The 21,549-nt window shown below is 65.2% G+C and carries 21 protein-coding genes and 1 riboswitch; of the genes, 12 read left to right on the top strand and 9 right to left on the bottom strand.

Translation table 11 applies throughout. From position 1 onward, the window contains the following. Positions 1-183 precede the first annotated feature (183 nt). The 4 genes from FG91_RS09535 to FG91_RS09550 all read left to right on the top strand — a co-directional run bounded on the left by FG91_RS09535 (position 184) and on the right by FG91_RS09550 (position 2,166). On the top strand, positions 184-525 hold the full coding sequence (locus FG91_RS09535; RefSeq protein ID WP_037514456.1) for a hypothetical protein: 342 nt from the start codon (positions 184-186) through the stop codon (positions 523-525). A 180-nt stretch (positions 526-705) separates the two neighbouring features. Beyond that, positions 706-1,035 (top strand): hypothetical protein, encoded by a 330-nt coding sequence (locus FG91_RS09540; protein ID WP_037514457.1) that lies wholly within the window; start codon positions 706-708, stop codon positions 1,033-1,035. Positions 1,036-1,112: 77 nt separating this feature from the next. Continuing rightward, positions 1,113-1,355, top strand: a complete 243-nt coding sequence (locus FG91_RS09545; protein ID WP_152568068.1) for a hypothetical protein — start codon at positions 1,113-1,115, stop codon at positions 1,353-1,355. 4 nt (positions 1,356-1,359) lie between these two features. Next, positions 1,360-1,452, top strand: a riboswitch (ZMP/ZTP riboswitch). A gap of 21 nt (positions 1,453-1,473) precedes the next feature. Beyond that, on the top strand, positions 1,474-2,166 hold the full coding sequence (locus FG91_RS09550) for a DJ-1/PfpI family protein (protein ID WP_037514460.1): 693 nt from the start codon (positions 1,474-1,476) through the stop codon (positions 2,164-2,166). Here the strand turns inward: FG91_RS09550 and FG91_RS09555 are convergent. The 5 genes from FG91_RS09555 to FG91_RS09575 form a co-directional block, all read right to left on the bottom strand. After that, positions 2,163-2,924: a glutaminyl-peptide cyclotransferase gene (locus FG91_RS09555; protein ID WP_037514462.1), complete on the bottom strand. Its 762-nt coding sequence runs from the start codon at positions 2,922-2,924 to the stop codon at positions 2,163-2,165. The genes FG91_RS09550 and FG91_RS09555 overlap by 4 nt on opposite strands. A gap of 230 nt (positions 2,925-3,154) precedes the next feature. Further along, a complete protein-coding gene (gene groL, locus FG91_RS09560; protein WP_037514463.1) occupies positions 3,155-4,798 on the bottom strand; it encodes a chaperonin GroEL in 1,644 nt (547 codons plus the stop codon). Positions 4,799-4,863: 65 nt separating this feature from the next. Continuing rightward, positions 4,864-5,151, bottom strand: coding sequence for a co-chaperone GroES (groES, locus tag FG91_RS09565; RefSeq protein ID WP_037514464.1), 288 nt, complete (start codon positions 5,149-5,151; stop codon positions 4,864-4,866). 131 nt (positions 5,152-5,282) lie between these two features. Further along, positions 5,283-6,680, bottom strand: coding sequence for an MATE family efflux transporter (locus FG91_RS09570; RefSeq protein ID WP_052187469.1), 1,398 nt, complete (start codon positions 6,678-6,680; stop codon positions 5,283-5,285). Positions 6,681-6,953: 273 nt separating this feature from the next. Further along, entirely contained in the window at positions 6,954-7,523 is a 570-nt protein-coding gene (locus FG91_RS09575; protein ID WP_037514574.1) for a Pycsar system effector family protein, read from the bottom strand. A 151-nt stretch (positions 7,524-7,674) separates the two neighbouring features. Between FG91_RS09575 and FG91_RS09580 the strand changes: the two genes are divergently transcribed. From FG91_RS09580 to FG91_RS09590, 3 genes are all read left to right on the top strand, one after another. Next, positions 7,675-7,911 carry an acyl carrier protein gene (locus tag FG91_RS09580; RefSeq protein WP_037514465.1) on the top strand — a complete coding sequence of 79 codons (237 nt, stop codon included), beginning with the start codon at positions 7,675-7,677 and terminating at the stop codon, positions 7,909-7,911. 108 nt (positions 7,912-8,019) lie between these two features. After that, on the top strand, positions 8,020-9,222 hold the full coding sequence (gene spt / locus FG91_RS09585; protein WP_037514466.1) for a serine palmitoyltransferase: 1,203 nt from the start codon (positions 8,020-8,022) through the stop codon (positions 9,220-9,222). A 113-nt stretch (positions 9,223-9,335) separates the two neighbouring features. After that, a complete protein-coding gene (locus tag FG91_RS09590; RefSeq protein ID WP_037514467.1) occupies positions 9,336-11,297 on the top strand; it encodes an ATP-binding protein in 1,962 nt (653 codons plus the stop codon). A 24-nt stretch (positions 11,298-11,321) separates the two neighbouring features. Here FG91_RS09590 and FG91_RS09595 read toward each other — a convergent pair whose 3' ends face one another. From FG91_RS09595 to FG91_RS09605, 3 genes are read right to left on the bottom strand one after another with little or no spacing between them, the layout of a single operon-like run. Then, complete coding sequence (locus tag FG91_RS09595; protein WP_037514468.1) at positions 11,322-12,182, bottom strand: hypothetical protein; 861 nt, start codon at positions 12,180-12,182, stop codon at positions 11,322-11,324. A gap of 10 nt (positions 12,183-12,192) precedes the next feature. Further along, positions 12,193-13,167 carry a diacylglycerol/lipid kinase family protein gene (locus FG91_RS09600; protein ID WP_037514470.1) on the bottom strand — a complete coding sequence of 325 codons (975 nt, stop codon included), beginning with the start codon at positions 13,165-13,167 and terminating at the stop codon, positions 12,193-12,195. An 18-nt stretch (positions 13,168-13,185) separates the two neighbouring features. Further along, on the bottom strand, positions 13,186-13,701 hold the full coding sequence (locus tag FG91_RS09605) for a DUF2141 domain-containing protein (RefSeq protein ID WP_037514472.1): 516 nt from the start codon (positions 13,699-13,701) through the stop codon (positions 13,186-13,188). A gap of 133 nt (positions 13,702-13,834) precedes the next feature. Between FG91_RS09605 and lptF the strand changes: the two genes are divergently transcribed. Both lptF and lptG read left to right on the top strand, forming a co-directional pair. Further along, positions 13,835-15,043 (top strand): LPS export ABC transporter permease LptF, encoded by a 1,209-nt coding sequence (lptF, locus tag FG91_RS09610; protein ID WP_037514473.1) that lies wholly within the window; start codon positions 13,835-13,837, stop codon positions 15,041-15,043. Next, on the top strand, positions 15,043-16,143 hold the full coding sequence (lptG, locus tag FG91_RS09615; protein WP_037514475.1) for an LPS export ABC transporter permease LptG: 1,101 nt from the start codon (positions 15,043-15,045) through the stop codon (positions 16,141-16,143). The genes lptF and lptG overlap by 1 nt, the downstream gene beginning before the upstream one ends. A 396-nt stretch (positions 16,144-16,539) precedes the next feature. Here lptG and FG91_RS09620 read toward each other — a convergent pair whose 3' ends face one another. Further along, positions 16,540-17,646 carry a fatty acid desaturase family protein gene (locus FG91_RS09620; RefSeq protein ID WP_037514476.1) on the bottom strand — a complete coding sequence of 369 codons (1,107 nt, stop codon included), beginning with the start codon at positions 17,644-17,646 and terminating at the stop codon, positions 16,540-16,542. A gap of 117 nt (positions 17,647-17,763) precedes the next feature. On the opposite strand from FG91_RS09620, the gene FG91_RS09625 reads away from it, so the two are divergent. The 3 genes from FG91_RS09625 to FG91_RS09635 all read left to right on the top strand — a co-directional run bounded on the left by FG91_RS09625 (position 17,764) and on the right by FG91_RS09635 (position 21,549). Further along, complete coding sequence (locus FG91_RS09625) at positions 17,764-18,930, top strand: hypothetical protein (protein ID WP_037514477.1); 1,167 nt, start codon at positions 17,764-17,766, stop codon at positions 18,928-18,930. A 63-nt stretch (positions 18,931-18,993) separates the two neighbouring features. Next, the gene (locus tag FG91_RS09630; protein ID WP_037514478.1) at positions 18,994-20,424 is read left to right on the top strand and encodes a DUF1800 domain-containing protein; all 1,431 of its coding nucleotides are present in this window, start codon (positions 18,994-18,996) and stop codon (positions 20,422-20,424) included. A 3-nt stretch (positions 20,425-20,427) separates the two neighbouring features. Then, on the top strand, positions 20,428-21,549 hold the full coding sequence (locus FG91_RS09635; RefSeq protein ID WP_037514575.1) for a DUF1501 domain-containing protein: 1,122 nt from the start codon (positions 20,428-20,430) through the stop codon (positions 21,547-21,549).

The raw sequence follows: 21,549 nt of genomic DNA on the forward strand, positions 1-21,549 counted from the left end.
GCTCGCCTATTTCCGCCACACACCCTTCAGCCGGGACCGAATTACGACGAAACACCCGGGCTCGGGCAAAAAGGGCGTTGCGTGCCATTTGGCGAGGGGGTAATTCTGCGCGCGATTGGCAAATTTCGGGATCGATCAGTCCTGTGCCGATCGGTCAGTTCAAACCGAGAGGGGTATTCCCAAATGAAGAAATCGATCACTCTGTCGCTCGTCCTCGCCGCCTCGATGGGCCTCGCTGCTTGCGCCGAAAAGGCCGCCGACGACACGGCTGCCGCAACCGAAGATGCAGCTGCGACCGTCGAAGGCGCTGCTGATGGCGCGATGGAAGCGGCCGAAGGCGCTGCCGACGCGACCGCCGTTGCTGCTGGCGAAGCCGGCGCCGCTGCCGACGCCGCTGGTGCGGCTGCTGCCGACGCGGGCGCCGATGCGGCCACCAAGGCTGCTGACAAGGCGACCGAAGCTGCCGGCGCTGCCAAGGAAGCTGCCGATGCTGCCAAGGGCGCGCTGGAAGAAGCCAAGAAGTAAGCATCTTTTCGGCCCTTCAGGCCGAAGAAATGCCAAAGAAAAAGGGGGGTCGCCGGTTCGCCGGTGGCCCCTTTTTCATTCGCCGCAGGTATCAATCGGCGCAGTTGCCAAGCCCCTGATCCGTCGTTACCTCTCAGTCCCTATGGCCGTCGCCCGGCCATTGCATTCGAAAGGAATATCATGCGCAAGATCATCATCGCCTCGATGGCCGCCGCGGCCTTCAGCCTCGCCGCCTGCTCGGAAAAGACCCAGGACGCCGCTTCGGAAACCGCCACTTCGGCCGCCGATGACGCCGCCGCCGCTGGCGATGCCGCTGCCGACGCCGCCGCTGGCGCTGCCGACGCGACGGCTGCTGCCGCCGACGAAGCCGCCGATGCGACCGCCGCCGCCGCCGACAAGGCCGGCAACGCCGTCGAAGGCACCGTGAACGCCGCTGGCGAAGCCGCCGACAAGGCCGGCGCCAATATCGCCGAAGAAACCAAGAAGGCCGAAGCCAACGACAAGAAGTAAGTCGTCGGCACGCCTTCGGGCTGATATCGGGGCTCCATCCACCACGGATGGAGCCCTTTTTCATGGGAGCGCATGCGATGATCGACCTTCGGATGGCGGGCCCCGCGCTCGCGATGCTGATCCTGACGACGGGATGCAGCCGCACCGACAATGAGCCGGGTCCCGGCGGCGTGACCGTCAGCGAGGCGAAGGCGCTCGACGATGCCGCCGAAATGCTCGAAAGCCGCGACAGCGCCGCGCCGGCCGAGCCGGGCAAGGCGGTGGACGACACGGCAAAGGCCGACAAATTGCGCCTTCCCCTCGCCGCACCGAGCGGATAGGTTGAGCGCGCCCCGCGACTGGCGCTGAAGATGGAATCCCATCGGGAAGCGGGGCCGGCCGGCAGGCTGTCTTGAGCCGCGCGCCTGGGTGATCCATCGCCAGCGCAAGGACATCCGCATGACCGATACGCCCGCCACCACGCCCGGCACCACCGTCGTCTTCCTGCTCTTTCCCGGTATCACCCAGCTCGATTTCACCGCGCCCGCGCAGGCGCTATCGCGCATGCCCGGTGCCAGGCTCGCGGGCGCCGCGGCCAACCTCGATCCGATTATGACCGACAGCGGCTTTGCGATCGTGCCGACGCATGATTTCGCGGACGCGCCACAGGCCGACATTCTCTGCATCCCCGGTGGCCATGGCGTCGCCGACGCATTGGGCGACCCCGCGACGATAGATTTCATCGTGCGACAGGCGGCGGGCGCCGAGTGGGTGACGAGCGTCTGCACCGGCGCCTTTCTGCTCGGTCGCGCCGGGCTGCTCGACGGCAAGCGCGCGACGACGCACTGGGGCTATACCCATCTGCTGCCGCTCGTCGGTGCCGAGCCGGTGAAGGCGCGTGTCGTCGAGGACGGGAATGTCGTGACCAGCGGCGGCGTCACCTCGGGGCTCGATTTCGCGCTGACTCTGATCGCCCGGCTGCGCGGCGACGCGGTCGCACAGGCGATCCAGCTCGCGATCGAATATGATCCCGCGCCGCCCTTCCCCGGCGGCCATCCCGACCGCGCGCCCAAGGCGATCACCGCGGGATTGAAAGAGCATGTCTATGACGCCGCCGCGGCGCGGATGGAGGCGGCGCTGACGGGCGGCTAGCGGCAGCCCGCGAGCGCGATTTCGTAAAGTTTCGGCCAATATTTGCCGGTGACGAACAGGCGCTTCGTTTTCGCGTCCCAGGCAATGCCGTTGAGCACGCTGTCGGTCCCGCTGACACCCGCATCGGCCTTGAGCCCCGTCAGGTCGACGAGCGAGACGACGTTGCCGGTCGCGGGATCGATGCGGACGATGAAGTCGGTCATCCACACATTCGCCCAGATCTGGCCGTCGATCGTCTCCAGCTCGTTGATCATCGAGATCGGCCGGCCGCCGAAGCGCACCGTGACGCGCCTCTGCTCCTTCATCGTCGCGGGATCGAAGAAGCGGAGTTCGGTCGTGCCGTCGCTGAGCACCAGACTGCCGTCGACCATCGACACGCCCCAGCCCTCGCCTTCATATTTGAAGGTGCCGACGGGTTTCAGATCCTTGATCGACCAGCGGTTGCCGACGCCGCCCTGCCAGGTCACACCGATGATCTGGTCGCCCCAGCGCGTGATGCCCTCGCCGAACTGGTCCGACGGCAGCTTTGTCTGCGCCAGCGCCTTGCCGGTCTTGAGGTCGAGCCGCGCCACGCGTGACTGACCATATTGGCCGGTGGCTTCGTAAAGATGCCCCTCGTCCCAGAAGAGCCCTTGGGTGAAGCTGGTCGCCTCGTGCGGGAAGGTTTCGACGATGCGGTATCCGCAGCGTTCGATCGGCGCGGGCGTTGCCGCCGCCGGAGGATCGACGAGCAGCGCGAAGGCGAGGACGAACATCATCGCCGCCCAAGCTATGCCGCATCGCCTGAACTGGCAATGAGAGAACTGCCGTGCCCCTGCGAAGGCAGGGGCCCATCTATTGCCAAAGCCTTTTCGACCGCCGGTTGTTTGGAGAGGCACCTTTCGGTGATGGGCCCCTGCCTTCGCAGGGGCACGGCAGGCACAAAAAAGGGCCGGAGGATTTCTCCCCCGGCCCTCTCTTTATTGGCTGAGTGCCGAACGGTTTGGACTTAGAAGTCCATGCCGCCCATGCCGCCCATGCCGCCGCCGCCCATGGGCATGGCGGGCTTGTCGTCGGGCGTTTCGGCAATGCCGGCTTCGGTGGTGATCAGCAGACCGGCAACCGAGGCAGCATCCTGAAGCGCGGTGCGCACGACCTTGGTCGGGTCGATGACACCGGCCTTGACCAGGTCTTCATAGACGTCGGTCGAAGCGTTGAAGCCGAAGTTGCTGTCGTTCTGGTCGAACAGCTTGCCTGCGACGACACCGCCGTCGAAGCCAGCATTTTCAGCGATCTGGCGAACCGGAGCCTGCAGCGCGCGACGGATGATGTCGATGCCGCGGGTCTGGTCTTCGTTGACGCCCGACATGCCGTCGAGAGCCTTGGTCGCGTACAGAAGCGCCGTACCGCCGCCGGGGACGATGCCTTCTTCGACCGCAGCGCGGGTCGCGTGGAGCGCGTCGTCGACGCGATCCTTGCGTTCCTTCACTTCGACTTCCGAAGCGCCGCCGACCTTGATCACGGCAACACCGCCGGCGAGCTTCGCCAGACGTTCCTGCAGCTTTTCCTTGTCATAGTCGCTGGTCGTCGTTTCGATCTGCGCACGGATCTGTTCGACGCGGCCCTTGATCGCGTCATGGTCGCCAGCACCATCGACGATGGTGGTGTTGTCCTTGTCGATCGTGACGCGCTTGGCCTGGCCCAGCATGTTCAGCGTGACCGACTCAAGCTTGATGCCCAGGTCTTCGCTGATCATTTCACCGGCGGTGAGGATCGCGATGTCCTGCAGCATCGCCTTGCGGCGATCGCCGAAGCCCGGTGCCTTGACGGCAGCGACCTTCAGGCCGCCGCGCAGGCGGTTGACCACCAGCGTTGCGAGCGCTTCGCCTTCGATGTCCTCGGCGATGATGAGGAGCGGACGGCCCGACTGCACCACGGCTTCGAGGATCGGAAGCATCGACTGGAGGTTCGACAGCTTCTTTTCGAAGATCAGGATGTACGGATCCGAAAGCTCGACGAGCATCTTTTCGGGGTTGGTGATGAAGTAGGGCGACAGATAACCGCGGTCGAACTGCATGCCTTCGACGACGTCGAGTTCGAAATCGAGGCCCTTGGCTTCCTCGACGGTGATCACGCCTTCCTTGCCGACCTTTTCCATGGCTTCGGCGATCTTGTCGCCGACTTCCTTGTCGCCATTGGCCGAGATGATGCCGACCTGCGCGATTTCAGACGTGCCCGAAACCGGCTTCGACTGCGCCTTGATCGTTTCGACAACCTTGCCGACCGCGAGGTCGATGCCGCGCTTCAGGTCCATCGGGTTCATGCCGGCGGCAACCGACTTCATGCCTTCGCGCACGATCGCCTGCGCCAGAACGGTCGCGGTGGTGGTGCCGTCGCCGGCCTTGTCGTTCGCCTTCGATGCGACTTCGCGCAGCATCTGGGCGCCCATGTTCTCGAACTTGTCCTTGAGTTCGATTTCCTTGGCGACGGTGACGCCGTCCTTGGTGATGCGGGGCGCGCCGAAGCTCTTGTCGATCACGACGTTGCGGCCCTTGGGACCGAGGGTCACCTTCACCGCGTCGGCGAGGGTGTCGACGCCGCGCAGGATGCGCTCACGCGCGTCGCGGCTGAATTTTACGTCTTTAGCAGCCATGTGCTTGTTCCTTCAAAAAAGGCGCAGAAAACTGCGCAACTTTACACTGAATTCGATGAAATCGCTCAGGCGATGACGCCGAGGATGTCCGATTCCTTCATGATCAGCAGCTCTTCGCCGTCGACCTTGACTTCGGTGCCCGACCATTTGCCGAACAGGATGCGGTCGCCCGCCTTGACGTCGAGCGGGGTCACCTTGCCGTCATCGGCGCGGGTGCCGGTGCCGACCGAGACGACTTCGCCTTCCTGCGGCTTTTCCTTGGCGGTGTCGGGGATGATGATGCCGCCAGCCGTCTTTTCTTCGGCTTCGATACGGCGAACAAGCACGCGGTCGTGCAGCGGACGAAATTGCATGGAAATCCCTCCAGAGATGGAAATGATGTCGTTTAGCACTCACAGGACGCGAGTGCTAACAGTCGGCCATATGGGTGGGAGTCAGATAGGCGTCAAGCGCAGGGGTACAAGATTCTCGCGAAGTTTTTGCGTCAGGCCGGAAGCAGGCCGAGGCGGGCGCGCATCCGCCAGCGGAGCAGCAGCACCGCCGAGACGACGACCAGCCCCACCGCAAGCCCGATCCACACCCCGACGCCGGCGAGCGGCGTCCAGAAGCCGAGATAGATGGCGGTGCCATAACCCGCGATCCAGTAACCGCAGATCGCGATGATCATCGGGGTGCGCGTATCCTGCAATCCGCGCAGCACCCCCGCGGCCACCGCCTGCGCGCCATCGAAGAGCTGGAAGGCGGCGGCGACGACGAGGAACTGCATCGCGAAACCGACGAGCGCGGCGTTGCGCGCGGCATCGACGTCGACATAGATCGACAGCACGAGCGACGGGAACAGCCACATGATAAGCGCGGTCAGCCCCATGAAACCGATGCCGAGCACCAGCGACGCCTGTCCCGCGTGCGCGATACCGCTATGGTCGCGCGCGCCATAGGCCAGGCCGACGCGGATCGTCGCCGCCTGCGCGACGCCGAAGGGGATCTGAAAGGCGAGCGCCGCGACCTGCAGCGCGATCGTGTGCCCCGCCAGTTCGGTTTCGCCGATGCGGCCCATCAGGAAGGCGGCGCCGGTGAACAGCCCCGCCTCGGCCAGAATCGTCAGGCTGATCGGGGTGCCGATGCGCAGCATCTCGAAAAAGCGCGTCCATTCGGACCGCCACCAGTTGCCGAACAGATGATAGCGCCGCAGCCGCCGGTCGCTCTGGATGACGACGACATAGGCGATCAGCATCAGGAAGCTGGTCATCACGCTCGAGATCGCCGAGCCGTGCAGCCCGAGCGCGGGCATGCCGAGGTGGCCGAACACCAGCACCCAGTTGCCGAGCGCGTTGACGAACAACGCGCCGAAGGTGATCGCGGTCGCGATCGTCGGCCGTCCGAGCGCCGAGACGAAGATGCGCAGCACCGCCGCCGCGATCATCGGGAACATGCCCCACATCAGGATCAACAGGAAGCCCGCAGCGCGCGCCGAGGTTTCGGCCGGCTGCCCCGTCGCGAGCATGATCGGCCCGCCCGCGGCGCAGATGCCCATGAAGAGGAGCGAGACGAACGCGCTGAGCCACAGCGCCATGCGCACGGTGCGCCGCACCTCGCGCACCGCATGCTTGCGGCGCCCGAGCTCGGCGGCGATCAGCGGCGCCGACGCCCCGACAAGCCCCGATCCGGTCCACAGCAGGAGCCCGAAGATCGCGACGCCGAGCGACGAGGCGGCGAGCGCCGCGTCGCCGAGCCGCGCCACGAAAATGACGTCGATCGCGTGGACGAGCATTTGCAACAGATTCGCCGCCGCCAACGGCACAGCAAGCGCCAGCGTCGCGCGAAATTCGGCGCGGAGGCTCGGCGGTGTTTCCGCGGTCAGAGGGGCGGCCTGATGCAGCATAGCCGGCCCGGATAGGCTTATGAATGTTACGGTTCAAGTGCGCGGCAGCGTCGGCGGGTCAATTGTCGGCGGGGGTGGCAGAAAGGCAACAGCGAACAGCCTTCCCCCTCGATGGGGGAAGGATACGCAGCCTTATCGCGAAGCGATTAGGCGAAGTTGGATGGGGGTGATGGTGCGTTCAAGCATCATCGTTTCAGGCCGAGACCGCACCCCCTCCGCTGCGCCCCGGATCAAGTCCGGGGCTCGCTGCCTCCCCCATCAAGGGGGAGGTTTTTAGGCCCACACCCCGGCCATCTCGACCGCGAACGCGATGAAGGTCAGCGTCAGCCCGACGACGAACAGCCGGTAGGCATAGGCAAGATAGCGATATTTGCGCCGCGCGAGGACGACGCCATTCTGGTAGGTATCGCGCAGCATCGTCTCATACAGATCTTCCTCGGTGCGCAGCCGCGCCTTTACCGCGTCGATGAACTCATCCTCGTCCATCTGGGCAAAGCGGCCGAAGAAGAGGATGTTGCTGTGGTCTTTTCCGTCCTTGTAAACCACGGGCGGCGCCTTGCCGACGCGCGGCAGCACCGCCGACACCGCGAGCAGCGCCGAGAGGAAGGAAAAGGTCGCGAGGATCGCAAGCGGCATCGCCAGCGCCCCGCCGCCCGAGCGCGCCTGCCCGATCGCGAGCGTGAAAACGACGAAGGTCGCGCCCATCAGGATCGACGCCTTTTGGTCGGCCATCTGCGACAATTGCATCGTGATCTGCTGGTTGGTGCGCACGAGGTGCACCGCATTCGGCGGGAAGGAAATCGCCGGCCGGCCCTGCGATGTCGTTGAATCTGCGCTGTCCATGCCAAGCTGCCCCTGCTGGCGACCCGCCACAGCGATGCCACGAAGTCCCGCCAGCGGCAAGATGCTGCCCTGTTCCCGCCGCATTCGCTTGCCAATCGGAGGCCTTCGCGGCATGCCGCACGCAACTTCATATCTTTATGGGACGCACCACATGAGCACCGCCCTGCGCGACCAGATTTTCGGGCTGATTGCCCCTTTCAATAAGAAGGGCGTCGAGCTGACCGATGCCACGACCTTTGCCGGCGACCTCGAATGGGACAGCCTGACGGTGATGGATTTCGTCGCCGAGGTCGAGGACACGTTCGACATCATCATCAGCATGAACATGCAGGCCGAAATCGAAAATGTCGGCCAGCTGGTCGCCGCGGTCGAGAAGCTGCAGGGCTAAACCTTTTTCCCCGTTCGTGTCGAGCGAAGTCGAGACACCCATCGGGACAGCGCAAGTTCGAGGGGCATCTCGACTTCGCTCGATGCGAACGGATTTTGGACGTTTGATATGACCGACCTCTTTTCGAAATTCGACCCGCTGATCCAGCAGCGCGAGCAGCTGCTCGCGACCGGGGTCACCGATCCGTATAATCTGGTGATGGAAAAGGTGATTTCGCCGACCGTCGCGATCTGCAACGGGCGCGAGACGATCCTGCTCGGCACCTATAATTATATGGGCATGACCTTCGACGAGGATGTCATCGCCGCGGGCAAGGACGCGCTCGACAAGTTCGGCAGCGGCACCACCGGCAGCCGCGTCCTCAACGGCACCTATCAGGGCCACAAGGAGTGCGAAGAGGCGCTCAAGGAATTTTACGCCATGGATCATGCCATGGTGTTTTCGACCGGTTACCAGGCGAACCTCGGCATCATTTCGACGATCGCGGGCAAGGGCGACTATGTCATCCTCGACATCGACAGCCATGCGTCGATCTATGACGGCTGCGCGATGGGCAATGCCGAAATCGTCGCCTTTCGCCACAATGACGTCGAGGCGCTCGAAAAAAGGCTGAAGCGCCTGCCCCCCGAGGCGGGCAAGCTGGTTGTGCTCGAAGGCGTCTATTCGATGCTCGGCGATGTCGCGCCGCTGAAAGAGATGATCCGCGTTTCGAAGGAAGCCGGCGCGATGGTGCTGGTCGACGAGGCGCATTCGATGGGCTTCATCGGCGAGAATGGCCGCGGCGTCGCCGAAGCGCAGGGCGTGCTCGACGATGTCGACTTCGTCATCGGCACGTTCAGCAAGAGTGTGGGCACCGTCGGCGGTTTCTGCGTGTCGAACCATCCGAAGTTCGAAATATTGCGGCTCGTCTGCCGCCCCTATGTCTTCACCGCCTCGCTGCCGCCGAGCGTCGTCGCGACCGCGGCGACGAGCATCCGCAAGCTGATGCACGGGTCGAACAAGCGCGCGCACCTGTGGGAAAATTCGAAGGTTCTGCACAAGGGTCTGCGCGACCTCGGCTTCCAGCTCGGCACCGAAGAGCCGCAATCGGCGATCATCGCGGTGATCATGCCCGACCTCGAAAAGGGCGCGATGATGTGGGAGGCGCTCCTCGAGGAAGGCCTCTACGTCAACCTCGCGCGCCCGCCCGCAACCCCCGCCGGCATGACCTTGCTGCGCTGTTCGCTGTGTGCAGAACACACAATCGAGCAGGTTGGCGAAATCCTCGGCCGGTTCGAACGCGCCGGCCAGCGCGTCGGCATTATCGGCTGAACCGAGGCCATCCGCCGACCAGCGGATTCCTTTTTGGGGCGAGTTGAAGCGGTGTTAAGGCAGCGGCAGCTTCGGCGCTTTGCGGCGCCGTGCTTGTCCGGTAAGAGAAACACGTGTTCGAGCGGGATGGCGATAGTGAAAATGACGGCCGGCGGGAGCGTGTACGCTTCTGGCTGACGATCGTCCTTGGTGCGATCCTGACCGGTGTGGTCGGGGCGCTCGTGCTGCTGCTCGCGCGCGCCAACGACAATTACGATCGCTCGCTCGGCTGGCAGGCGCAAAGCCTGGAAGTCATTTCGCAAACGCGGTCGGTCGACGCCGCAATCGCGCGCGCCGAGGCGTCGCTCGGCCGCTTCGCGGTCGGGCTGCAAAAAGAGGACGGGCGCGTCTATGAATATCAGTGGGGGCGCGCGCGGCAGTTCCTCGCGCAATTGCGGCGCAACGTCCGCGACAATCCGAAACAGATGGCGCTGGTCGAACAGCTGACGCGCGAGATGGACAGCCGCGGGGCACAGCTCGGCGACGCGGCGCTCAGCGCCAACTACAACCAGACCGTCGCGGCCATTTCGAAATATTATGCGGCCGGCAAAGGCCAGGGCGTCAGCCAGATCGACAAGCTGCTCAGCGAAATCATCGCGAACGAACGCGCGCTGCTGTACGAGCGCAACCGGCTTGCCGTGGCCGATCGCGCCAGCCTCAACCAGGCGATCCTGCTCTTCTCGCTATTGGGGGCGAGCGCTGCGGTCATCGCGATCGGCGCGACCTTTTCGCTACTCCGCGCCGAAGGCGAACGGCGGCTCGCGCGGAACGAGCAGCTTTTCGAGAGCGACCGTGCGATGCTGCTCGAAGCGGCGGTCAAGGAACGAACCGCGGAACTGGCGCACGCGAACGACGCGCTGCGCGGTGAGATGATCGAGCGCGAAGCCGCCGAGGCGCAGCTGCGCCAGGCGCAAAAGATGGAGGCGGTCGGCCAGCTGACCGGCGGCATCGCGCATGATTTCAACAATATGCTGGCCGTCGTCGTCGGCGGGCTCGAATTGGCGCAACGATCCCCCGCAAAAGCGTCGCGCCACCTCGCCAACGCACTCGACGGCGCCAATCGCGCCGCCGACCTGACGCGCCGGCTATTGACCTTTGCCCGGTCGGAACCCGCGCGCCCCGAGATGGTCGCGGTCGACGAATGCATCACGAGCTTTGCCGAGCTGATCGAACGCACGATCGGCGACCGCATCGCGCTGACGCTCGACCTGCAGGCGCCGAGCCGTGCCTGCTGGGTCGACCGGCAGCAATTCGAAAATGCGCTGCTCAACCTCGCGGTCAATGCGCGCGACGCGATGAACAGCCATGGTTCGCTGACGATCCAGACGCTCGACGATGGCGAAGGCAAGGCGCTCGCGGTGCGGGTGATCGACACCGGATGCGGCATGTCGCCCGAAGTGCTCGAACGCGTGTTCGACCCCTTTTACACGACCAAACCCGCGGGCCAGGGCACCGGGCTGGGCATGAGCCAGGTCTTTGCCTTCTGCCGCCAGTCGGGCGGCGAAGTGCAGCTTTCGTCGACCGAAGGCGAAGGCACCAGCGTCGCGATGCTGCTGCCGATCGCCAAGCCGCAGGCCGATGCCGCCACCGAGGCGCTGCCCGGCGATGCCGACGACCCCGCGTCGCCCGCCGACGCGCTCAGCATCCTCATCGTCGAGGACGACGAACGCGTCCTCGCGGCGACGGTCGATGCCGTCAGCGAGCTGGGCCATAGCGTGGTCGCCTGCGGTAACCCGCTCGAGGCCGAAACGCTGGTCGAGCGGCGGCTGGCCGAGGGAGGGAGCGGCTTCGACCTGATCCTGTCCGACGTGTTGATGCCCCAGCTGACCGGCCCCGAAATGGTCGCGCAGCTGAAACAGCGCTGGCCCGACCTGTCGGTGCTGTTCGTCACCGGCTATGCCGGCGACGCGAGCGAGGTCGAAAGCTTTGGCGACCATGATGTGCTGCGCAAACCCTTCACCCTCACCGCGCTCGACCAGGCCATCCGCCGGCGCGGCGAGGCGCGGCCGACCGAAGGCCAGCGGCTCGCGAGCTAATTCTCGTTTTCCGGATGAGAATGCTTAGCGGATCGCGCCGCTCTTCATCAGGCGCGGCACCAACGTCAGCGCGGCAACGAGCGGCCAGCGGCGCTGCCATGGCTTGATCTCGATCTTGGTCCCCGCGTGGCGGTTGATCTTCCACGCCAGATAATCGATCCCGCCCGCATAGGTCAGGCTGGCCTTGGCGAGCCGCGCGATGCTGAGCGCCTTGCCCTCGAGCCGCCGCCGCGCCCAGCCGCCGGCGCGCGCATCGGCCGGGATCGCGGCGATCGCGGGCAGGCTGAACCGCTCGTAGCGCGCGGCATCGGCGTCGACCACCGATTGCGCGCGGCTCGTGCGTTCGGCGCGCAGTTCGACCGAGTAAGTGAGCGAAAAGGCGCGCCGCCACCAGTCGAGCGGCGCTTCGCCATCGATGCGGCCCGCCGCGGCGAGCAGCGTCGGCGCCGCGCGCGCCACCGCCGCGACCGCCCGATCGCGCGCGGTATCGTCGACCGCCCAGACGAGGCGCGACGGCTGCGCGAAGCGCGCCCACACCGACACATTGCGCGTCTCCGCGCCGTTCAGCCGGTCGAAATCACCTTCACTGAGCACCGCATATTTGGCGATCAGCCCGCCCGACTGAAACGGAAAGACGTTGGGCGGGATCAGGCGGTTGGCGGCGGCCATCCATCGTTTCGGATAGGCGTCGCTGTAATCGGAGACGATCAGGTAGAAATCGAGCATCAGCCCGTCGAGCTCGCTCTCGCGCAGGCAGCTGCCGTAAAACAGCACTGCGCGCGCGCTGCCCGGATATTGGGCGGCGATCGCCGCGGCCATCGCGGCGGCGCGCGGGTCGACGGGGGTCGCCAGTTCGGCGCGGACCAGATCGATCAGGTCGGACACGCGCGGAGGCTCAGGCGGCGAGGCGCAGGAACGGCACCGGCTGCGTCGAGGTCAGGATGATCGGCATGCCGTGCTTGGCCTGGAAGATTTCGCCGTCGAGGATCACGTTCGACCGCTCGCCCTCGATGCGGATCTCGTCGCCCTGCTGGAAATGCACGCCATCGAGCGGCTTTTGCCCCAATGTCCCGCGCCATGCCCCGCCGAGCATACGGAACATCGCCCCGACATTGCTGTCGGTGGCAAGCAGCTTCATATTCCCGTTGGTGCCGTGCGCTTCGCTCGTGCGGATGCTGAGCAGCAATTTCTCGAGCGTCGTGACGATCAGCAGCGAGAATTTGCCTTTGAACTCGCCCTGACGGATCAGCGACACGGTCATATTTTCGGGCTTGGGCGGCAGGCGGCCGCCGCCGATCCCGAAGATGATCGCGAACAGCCCGAGGATCGCCGCGAGGAAATGCGAAATCCCGTTCGGCAGGCCGAGCGGGTAGATGCGGTTGCGGCAATAGAGCATCACGTCGGCCAGATAGGCGCCGCCGAGGAACATGCCGAGCACCGGCCGCGCTTCGCCGCCGCTGTCGAGCGAGATCAGCTGGCGTTCGATCACATGATCCTCGAGCCGGCCGCTCGCGACGAGTTCGAGCACGCGCTCCAGCGCCTTGATCGGATCGCCCTCGGCACCGAGGTCGAGCGCGATGAGGTTGGTCTTGCCGTTGGGAAGCACCGCGACCGGCGGCGGCGAGCCGCCGAAATGGTCGCCCGAATAAATTTCGGTCAGCGCGGCCTGCACCGTGCCGTCGCCGCCGTTGATCACGACGACACGCGGGCCGACCATCGCCATCGTGCGGATGGCCTTTTCGATCTGGTCGACGTCCTCGACCTCATAATGAAAGATGTCGGGGTGCGCCGCGCAATATTCGCGAACCCGCGGCAACAGCGAGCGGTTGCCCGTGGAGCGTGGATTCGAAAGGAGCGCGACGCTTGCCATATGGTCCCTAAAGTCTCTCTATTCGACCGGGTCGAAGGACAGTCCGTTGACATAGTTCAGCACGACCGGGACGCGCTTGGTGGCGCCGCCGACCGAAAAACTGACCGTTGCCAATTTGGGCTTCCGCTTGAAGATGAAGTCGCTGACCTTCATGTCGGGGTTGCCCGACAGGCCCGCGCCATCGCTACGGTCCGACTTGCCGTTGCCGTTCATGTCGTGCCGCACCGAAATGACATAGCTGCCCTGCTGCTTCACGGGCACGCAGACCGACATGGTGCCGGCACGCGACACGGGCACGTCGACGCGTTCGATCCATTTGCGCTTTTCCAGATAGCTGCTGTTCGCGCTGTAGATCTGCACGCGCAGCGTCCCGGTGCGCGCCTTGAAACCGCGCACGTCGACCTGGACGGCGGTGGCATTGCTGTTGCAGAGGGCAGCGCTCGGCCCCAGCGCGGCACCCTGCGCCGCGACGGGCGCGATCAGCGCTCCGGCAGCGCCGGCGGCCAGCAGTCCGGCGAGAAACATTTTCGACATGACCTCAAAACCTCCAGAGGCTATAGCCATGTCAGCAAGCGCAAAAGCGCACGCTGACACGGGTCCCTGTCGCCCTTGAATCGGCATATCGGAAACAACTGCGGCCAAATCATGGTGATGGGGCGACCAAAGATTGAATAAGCTTCCTGCCATCGACCGCTACATCGCGCGGCTCATCTTCTTCCCGATGCTCGGCACGCTCGTCCTGTCGGCGATGCTGCTCGTGCTCGAAAAGATGCTGCGCCTGTTCGATTTCGTCGCGACCGAGGGCGGCCCGGTCAGCGTCGTGTGGCGCATGCTCGCGAACCTGATCCCCGAATATCTCTCGCTCGGCATCCCGATCGGACTGATGCTGGGGATTCTCCTTGCTTTCCGGCGCCTTGCGACTTCGAGCGAGCTCGACGTACTGAAGGGCGTGGGGATGAGTTTCGGGCGGCTGATGCGCGTGCCCTTTGCCTATGCGATCGCGCTCGCGGCGCTCAATCTGGCGATCGTCGGCTTTATCCAGCCCGTCGCGCGCTACGCCTATGAAGGACTGCAATTCGAACTGCGCTCGGGCGCGCTCGGCGCGTCGATCAAGGTCGGCGAATTCACCAAATTGGGCGACCGCATGACGCTGCGGATCGAGGAAAGTTATAACGACGGGCGCAGTTTGCGCGGCATTTTCGTGCGCGGCGAGAATAAGGACGGGCAGCGCGTGTCGGCGACCGCGGCGCGCGGGCAGTTCCTTGCGACCGACGATCCAAACACGATCATCCTGCGCCTGTCGCAGGGCGTCTTGATCCATGAATCGCCGAAATTTTCTGTGCCGCGCGTGCTGACCTTCGATAATCACGACCTGCCGATCCCGCTGCCCAAGATCGAAGCGTTCCGTCTGCGCGGCGGCGCCGACCGCGAAATGACGATCCCCGAATTGTTCGTCGCGGGCAAGGATCAGAATTCGTCGGTGCAGACGCGGCTCGAATCGCGCGCGAATTTCCACTTCCGCATCGTCGAGGTGATGTCGATGTTCCTGATCCCGCTGATCGCGATCGCGCTCGCCATTCCGCCCAAACGATCGACCTCGTCGCTCGGCGTCTTCCTGTCGATCGTGCTGCTGGTGACGCAGCACAAGATCAACCAATATGCCGAAGACATGGGCGCGCGCGGGGTCGTCGACCCGCTGATCGCGCTGTGGGTTCCCTATCTGCTGTTCGCGGCGCTCGCGATCTGGATGTATTATGTCGTCGCGCATGTCCCCGGCGGCCAGCCGATCGGTGCGCTCGAGCGTGTCGCGGCGAAGGCGGCGGCGAAGATCCGCGCGATGCTCACGATGTTCCAGCGCAAGCAGCAGACCAACTGATGCACCAACTGCACTTTTTCCCGTCGCGGACGATGGCGCTCTATGTCGGCCGCCTTTTCCTCGTCCGTTCCTTCTCGATCCTCTTCGCGCTGGTGCTGATCCTCCAGACGCTCGACCTGCTCGGCGAGAGCGGCAAGATCCTTGCCGTCGCGGGCAACAGCGACTCCGACGTGTGGCGCTATGTCGGCATGCGGCTGCCGCAGATCATCGAGACCTTCCTGCCCTTTTCGGTGTTGCTCGGCACGATATTGACGATGGTGACGCTCAATCAGAACAGCGAGGTCATCGCGATGAAGGCGTCGGGCATGTCGGCGCACCAAGTGCTCGCGCCGCTGTTCCTCGCGGCCTTGCTCGTCGCCGGGATCAGCTTCGCATTCAACGAACGCATCGTCACGCGATCGACCGCGGCGCTCAGTGCCTGGCAAAAGGTCGAATATAAGAAAGTCCCCAAGGACAGCGGCATACGCACCAACATCTGGGTCCGCGACGGCGACAATCTGATCAATGCGGCTACGGTCGACACCAGCGGCCCGGTGATCACCCTCGGCTATGTGACGATTTACGAGCGCACCGGCGGGGTGTTGTCGTCGATGCTGTCGGCCGACAGCGCGCGCGCGCTTCCGGCCGGCGGCTGGGAACTCACCAATGCGCGGCGGTTCATGCGCCGCTCGGGCACGCTCGAACCGCTCGGCACGATCGTCGCGGCGAAGGATGTCCGCCCCGACCAGTTCACGCTGGCGCAGGTCGACGGCGACGAGCTGCCCTTTCTGAAGCTTAAGTCGGCTATCGCCGATCTCGAGGCCGCGGGGCGGCCGGTCGACGCACTGAAGGGCGTGCTGTGGCACAAGATTTCGGGGCCGCTGTCAGCAATATTGATGCCGCTGCTCGGCGCGGTCGCAGCGTTCGGCCTCGCGCGCTCGGGCAAGCTGTTCATCCGCGCGATCATCGGCATGGGCCTCGGCTTCGCCTATTTCGTCGCCGACAATTTCGCGCTCGCGATGGGCGACCTCGGCGCCTACTCACCCTTCCTCGCGGCGTGGGGGCCGTTCATATTGTTCGCGCTGATCGGCGAGATGATTTTGATTCGGACCGAGGAATAGGTCGTGCCCGGTTCGGGAAAGCGGACCGCAAACTTCGCTCAAGCCATGGTGCTGGCGTCCGGCCTTCTGCTTGTATCATGTAGCGATCCCCAGCCGCCCAGCACAACGCATTGGCGAATTGCGGTCAGCGGGAGCACGTCGTGCCTCGGTGATTTGACGCGAGAAATGGCTTCGGCGCGCATAGAGGTCGCACGCTTTCCCGAATGGAAAGGCGGCGATGGCGTCATGGAATTTGGCCCCATTCCCAAGGATCGTATCGAAGATTTTAACGCCATCGTTCGCGCATCGGGATGCGCAGCGGTCGCAGGAAAACGTCCCAGCTGCTCGAGCGATCACTCTGACGTTAGCGCCTGTTAGTCGCCGGAGAGGAGGCCCCGCAGGCGGTCTTCTCTGATTTCAGGCCGCAGCCCCCCGCGCCGACCCCGCAACAAGGTTCATCACCAGCTTCGGCAGGCTATCGTAATTCGCGCCATGATATTGCGAGTCCGCGGGCAGCGCGTCCTTCAGACGGCGGTGCGCCTCGGCGAGCGCATGATAGGGCACGCCCGGCAGCAGATGGTGCAGCGCGTGATAGCGCAGGCCCACAGGCGCCCACAATTCGGGCAGCAGGCCCGGCGGTGGGACGTTGACGCTGTCGAGGAACTGGCCGGTCACGGTCAGCACCGCGCCGTCATTTTCCCACAGATGCGCGACGAGCGTGCGGATCTGGTTGAGCACCAAAGTCGCGGCGGCGATCGCGCCGAAGATGGCGAGCGCGCGCAGCGGCACCCAGCCAAAGACGCCCGCGGCGATCAGCAGGCTCGACCACGCCCAGGCGCCGCCTTCCTGCCACGCCCATTGACGACGGAAATCGCCCTCGGGCGGCTTACGGCGGAACATCGGGTTGATGATCATCCCCGAATAGCGTTCGACGACGATCCGGCGCAACGGCGGGATCAGGAGCGACAGCGGGGTGAGCACCGCATAGCGGAAGACGAGCGCCACCGGCGCGAACGCCGCGGCGACGACGAACAACGGCACCGTCCACGGCTTCATCAGCGCGAGCGGCAGATATTCGGGATCCTCGACCGTGCCATATTTGGTGCGGTTGTGGTGCAGGCTGTGGATACCCTCGTACATGAAGGACGGGATCAGCATCGGCACGCCGACGAGGATGTTCCAGCCAAGACGGAAACCCGGAAGCGCATTTTTGCGGATATGCGTGAGTTCATGGATGAAGCTGCCCGCGCGATAAAGCGCGATCACCGAAATCACCGCGGCGACCAGCATCCACGCGGTCGAGGGCGCCAAGATCGCCGCCGCGATGCCCGCATAGCCGACAAAGGCCGAGGCCAGCATATCGGTCCAATAGATACGCGCGCTCGGCTGCACGAGATCGCGCGTCAGCTCGGATGCTGCGCGGATCATCGCCATATCGTCGGCGATCGCGGACTTTGGCGTTTTTTCGATCGACTTCGCAAACGGGGTCGCGATCCGATCGGCGGGGGGATTGATCGTCGTCATACGGGTGTCTTCACCATGATTTCGTGGCAGCAAAATGGCCGAATGCGGGTCGCCAGCGCCATTTCTATGCCCTAATGCGTCGCCACAAATATAGGACGCCCCTTTCAGGAAACCAGTATGAGCGGACATTCGGACGGCCCGATCACCATCCACGCGGTCAAGAACAAGGACGATTTGCGCGAGTTTGTCGAGCTCGCCTTTCGCCTCAATCGCGGCGATCCGTCGTGGGTGCCGCCGCTGAAGGGCGAGGTGTATGGCCTGCTGACGCCCGGCAAGAATCCGTGGTTCGAACATGGCAAGGCGCAATTCTTCCTCGCGCGGCGCAATGGCCGCACGATCGGGCGCATCTCGGCGCATATCGACGCTCTCGCGCTCGCGCAGCCCGCCGAACAGGGCATGGGGCCCGGCACCGGCAATTGGGGCCTGCTCGAAGCCGAGGATGAAGGGGCGGCGCAGGCGCTGCTCGTCGCCGCCGAGGATTGGCTGCGCACGCAGGGCATGCACCGCTCATTGGGGCCGCTGTCGATTTCGATCTGGGACGAACCCGGGCTGCTGATCGAGGGGTTCGACAACCAGCCGACGGTGATGATGGGGCACAACAGCCCGCTCTATCGCGGCTGGGTCGAGGGCGCCGGCTATCGGCCGGTCAAGCAGCTGCTGAATTACGATGTCGCGATCGACGAGGGATTCCCGCCGATCGTCAACCGCATCGTCGCGGCGGGCGAGAAGAATGCGCGCATCCGCATCCGCAAGGTCAACAAGCGCCGCTTCGCCGCCGAGGCGGCGCTGATCATGGGGCTGCTCAACGATGCCTGGTCGGACAATTGGGGCTTTGTCCCGCTGACCGACAGCGAGATCGCCTATGTCGGCAAGAAGCTGAAGGACATCGTCTTCGAGGATTTGATCCGCGTCGCCGAAGTCGACGGCGAGCCGGTCGCCTTCATGATCGTGCTGCCGAACATCAACCAGCTGCTGATCGACATGGACGGCTCGCTGCTGCCCTTCAACTGGGCGCGGCTGCTTTGGTGGCTGCGCAAACCGCAAAGCCATATCCTGCGCGTGCCGTTGATGGGCGTCGCCAAGAAACTGCAGAACAGCCGCATGGCGAGCACGCTCGCCTTTATGATGATCGAATATATCCGCCGCGACGCGGTCGCCGATTATGGCACCAAGCGCGGCGATATCGGCTGGGTGCTCGACGATAATCAGGGGATGAACGCGGTCGCCGAGGCGATCGAGGCCAAGGTCAACCGCGTGTATCAGATCTACGACAAATCGCTCTGACGCCGGGACAGCTTTGCGACAAATGACGGCCATCGTGCGTTGGAGGCACGGAAAGGCTTTGTCATGGCAACCCAATATCTTGCCGCCAATCGCTTCGGCCTCGGCCGCCGGTTCGACGATCCGGCGATCGATGATCCGAAAGCCTGGCTGACGCGCCAGATCGGCGATTATGATCCCGCCCCCGCCGCGCTGGCGGGCCTCGCCGGACGCGACGCGATCGCCGCCGCTTATGTCGAATATCAGGGCGAGCGGCAGGCGATGCGCCGCGAAGCCGCCGACATGCCGATGAACGCGGAGGAAAAGGGCATGGACCCCGAACTCCGCCGCATGTTGCGCTCGGCGATCCGCCGCCATTATGTCGATGCAAGCGCCGCGCGCCTCTCCGCCGCGGTCGCAACGTCCACCCCCTTCCCCGAGCGGCTCGTCCATTTCTGGGCGAATCATTTCGCGGTGTCGGCGGACAAGCAGACCGTCGTCGGCTTCGCGGGAAATTACGAGAATGAAGCGATCCGCCCGCATGTCATGGGAAAATTCTCCGATCTCCTCATCAGCGCGGCCCATCATCCCGCCATGCTGCTCTATCTCGATCAGGCGCAGAGTTTCGGCCCCGACAGCCCGTTTGCGACGCGCGTGCGAAACCGCGGCAAGCGGCAGGCGCCCGGGCTCAACGAGAATCTGGCGCGCGAGATATTGGAGCTGCACACGCTGGGCGTGCGCACGGGCTATACGCAGAGCGACGTGACGGCGTTTGCGAAGGCGCTCACCGGCCTGACCGTCGCGGGGCTTGGACGCGGCGCGGGGCAGCGGCTGATGCCCGCCGATGCGCGGCCCGGCGAGACGGTGTTCATCGACCGCCTCCACCAACCCGGCGCGCAGACGATCCTTGGCAAGCGGTACGACGATGCCGGTGCCCGGCAGGCCGAAGCCGTGCTGCGCGACCTCGCCGTTCATCCCGCGACCGCGAAACATATCGCCGCCAAGCTGGCGCGCCATTTCACCGGCGACGAGCCACCGGCGGGCTTGGTCGACCGGCTGTCGGCCGATTTCCTCAAGACCGGCGGCGACCTTCGCTCGCTCTACCGCACGCTGATCGCCTCACCCGAGCCGTGGGCGGCCACGCCCGCGATGTTCAAATCGCCGTGGGATTGGACCGTGTCGATGCTGCGCGCGCTCAAAGCGCCCGCGCTCGGCGAACGGCAGAATATCGCCGCGATGTTCACCCAGCTTGGCCAGCCCGTGTGGCGCCCCGGGTCGCCCGCGGGTTATGACGACAAGGTCGCGACCTGGGCGGGGTCGGCGGCGCTGATGCAGCGTGTCGAACTCGCGAGCCGGATCGCCGGGCGGATCGGCGACCGCGCCGATGCGCGCGTGCTCGCGCCGCTCGTCCTTGCCGACGCGCTCACGCCCGAAACGCGCCAAGCGATCGCGCGCGCCGACAGCCCCGGGCAGGGCATCGCGATGCTTTTCGCCAGCCCGGCCTTTTTGCGGAGATAGATGATGATCCTCTCACGCCGCTCGATCATATTGTCGGGGATTACCGTCGCCGCCGCGGGTACGCTGCCCCGCTTTGCCTATGCCGCCGCGGGCACGCCGAAACGCCTCGTCTTCATCATCCAGCGCGGCGCAGCCGACGGGCTCGCGATCGTCGCACCGACCGGCGATCCCGCCTTCGCCGCCGCGCGGCGCACGCTGGCCGATGAGACTGCGGGCGGCGCGAAGCTCGGCGGCATGTTCACGCTGCATCCGGCGCTCGCGACCACCGCGGGCCTCTACACCGGCAAGCAGGCGCATTTCGCGCACGCGGTGGCGACGGGTTATCGCGACCGGTCGCATTTCGACGGGCAGAATATGCTCGAGGGCGGCGGGTCGCGGCCCTATGGGCGCGACACCGGCTGGGTCGGGCGGCTGCTCACTTTGCTTCCCGCCGCCGAGCGCGACGCGATCGCGATCGCCCCCGCGGTGCCGCTCGCGCTGCGCGGGACGGTGCAGGTCGGAACCTATGCGCCGAGCCGCCTGCCGCAAGCCGACGCCGACCTGATCGCGCGGCTGACCGCGCTTTATCAGGACGATCCGTTGCTCCACCCGCTGTGGGACAGTGCGGTCAAGACGCAGGAGCTGGCGAGCGACATCGGCGGCAACAATGGCCGCAACGGCGCCGACCTCGGCAAGCTCGCCGCCTCGCTGATGCTGCCCGCCGACGGCGCACGCGTGATGATGATCGAAACCGGCGGATGGGACACGCATAGCGGCCAGCGCGGCCGGTTGGCGGCGCAATTGCGCGGGCTCGACCAGCTTGTCGGCGCGCTCCAGACGGGGCTCGGTCCGGCGTGGAAAGACACGCTCGTCATCGTCGCCACGGAGTTTGGCCGCACGGTCGAGGTCAACGGCACCGGCGGCACCGATCATGGCACCGCATCGACCGCGATGCTGCTCGGCGGCGGATTGAACGAGGGCGGCAGGGTGTCGGCCGACTGGCCCGGCCTTGGCACCGCGGCGCGCTACGAAGGCCGCGACCTCAAGCCGACGCGCAGCCTCGAAAGCGTGATCGCGGGCGCGGTCGCGCATCATTATGCGATCGACCCGAAACGGGTGATGAAGACGCTTTATCCCGACACTTGA

Source organism: Sphingopyxis sp. LC81 (genome assembly GCF_000756375.1).
In the GTDB taxonomy this organism is placed as follows: domain Bacteria; phylum Pseudomonadota; class Alphaproteobacteria; order Sphingomonadales; family Sphingomonadaceae; genus Sphingopyxis.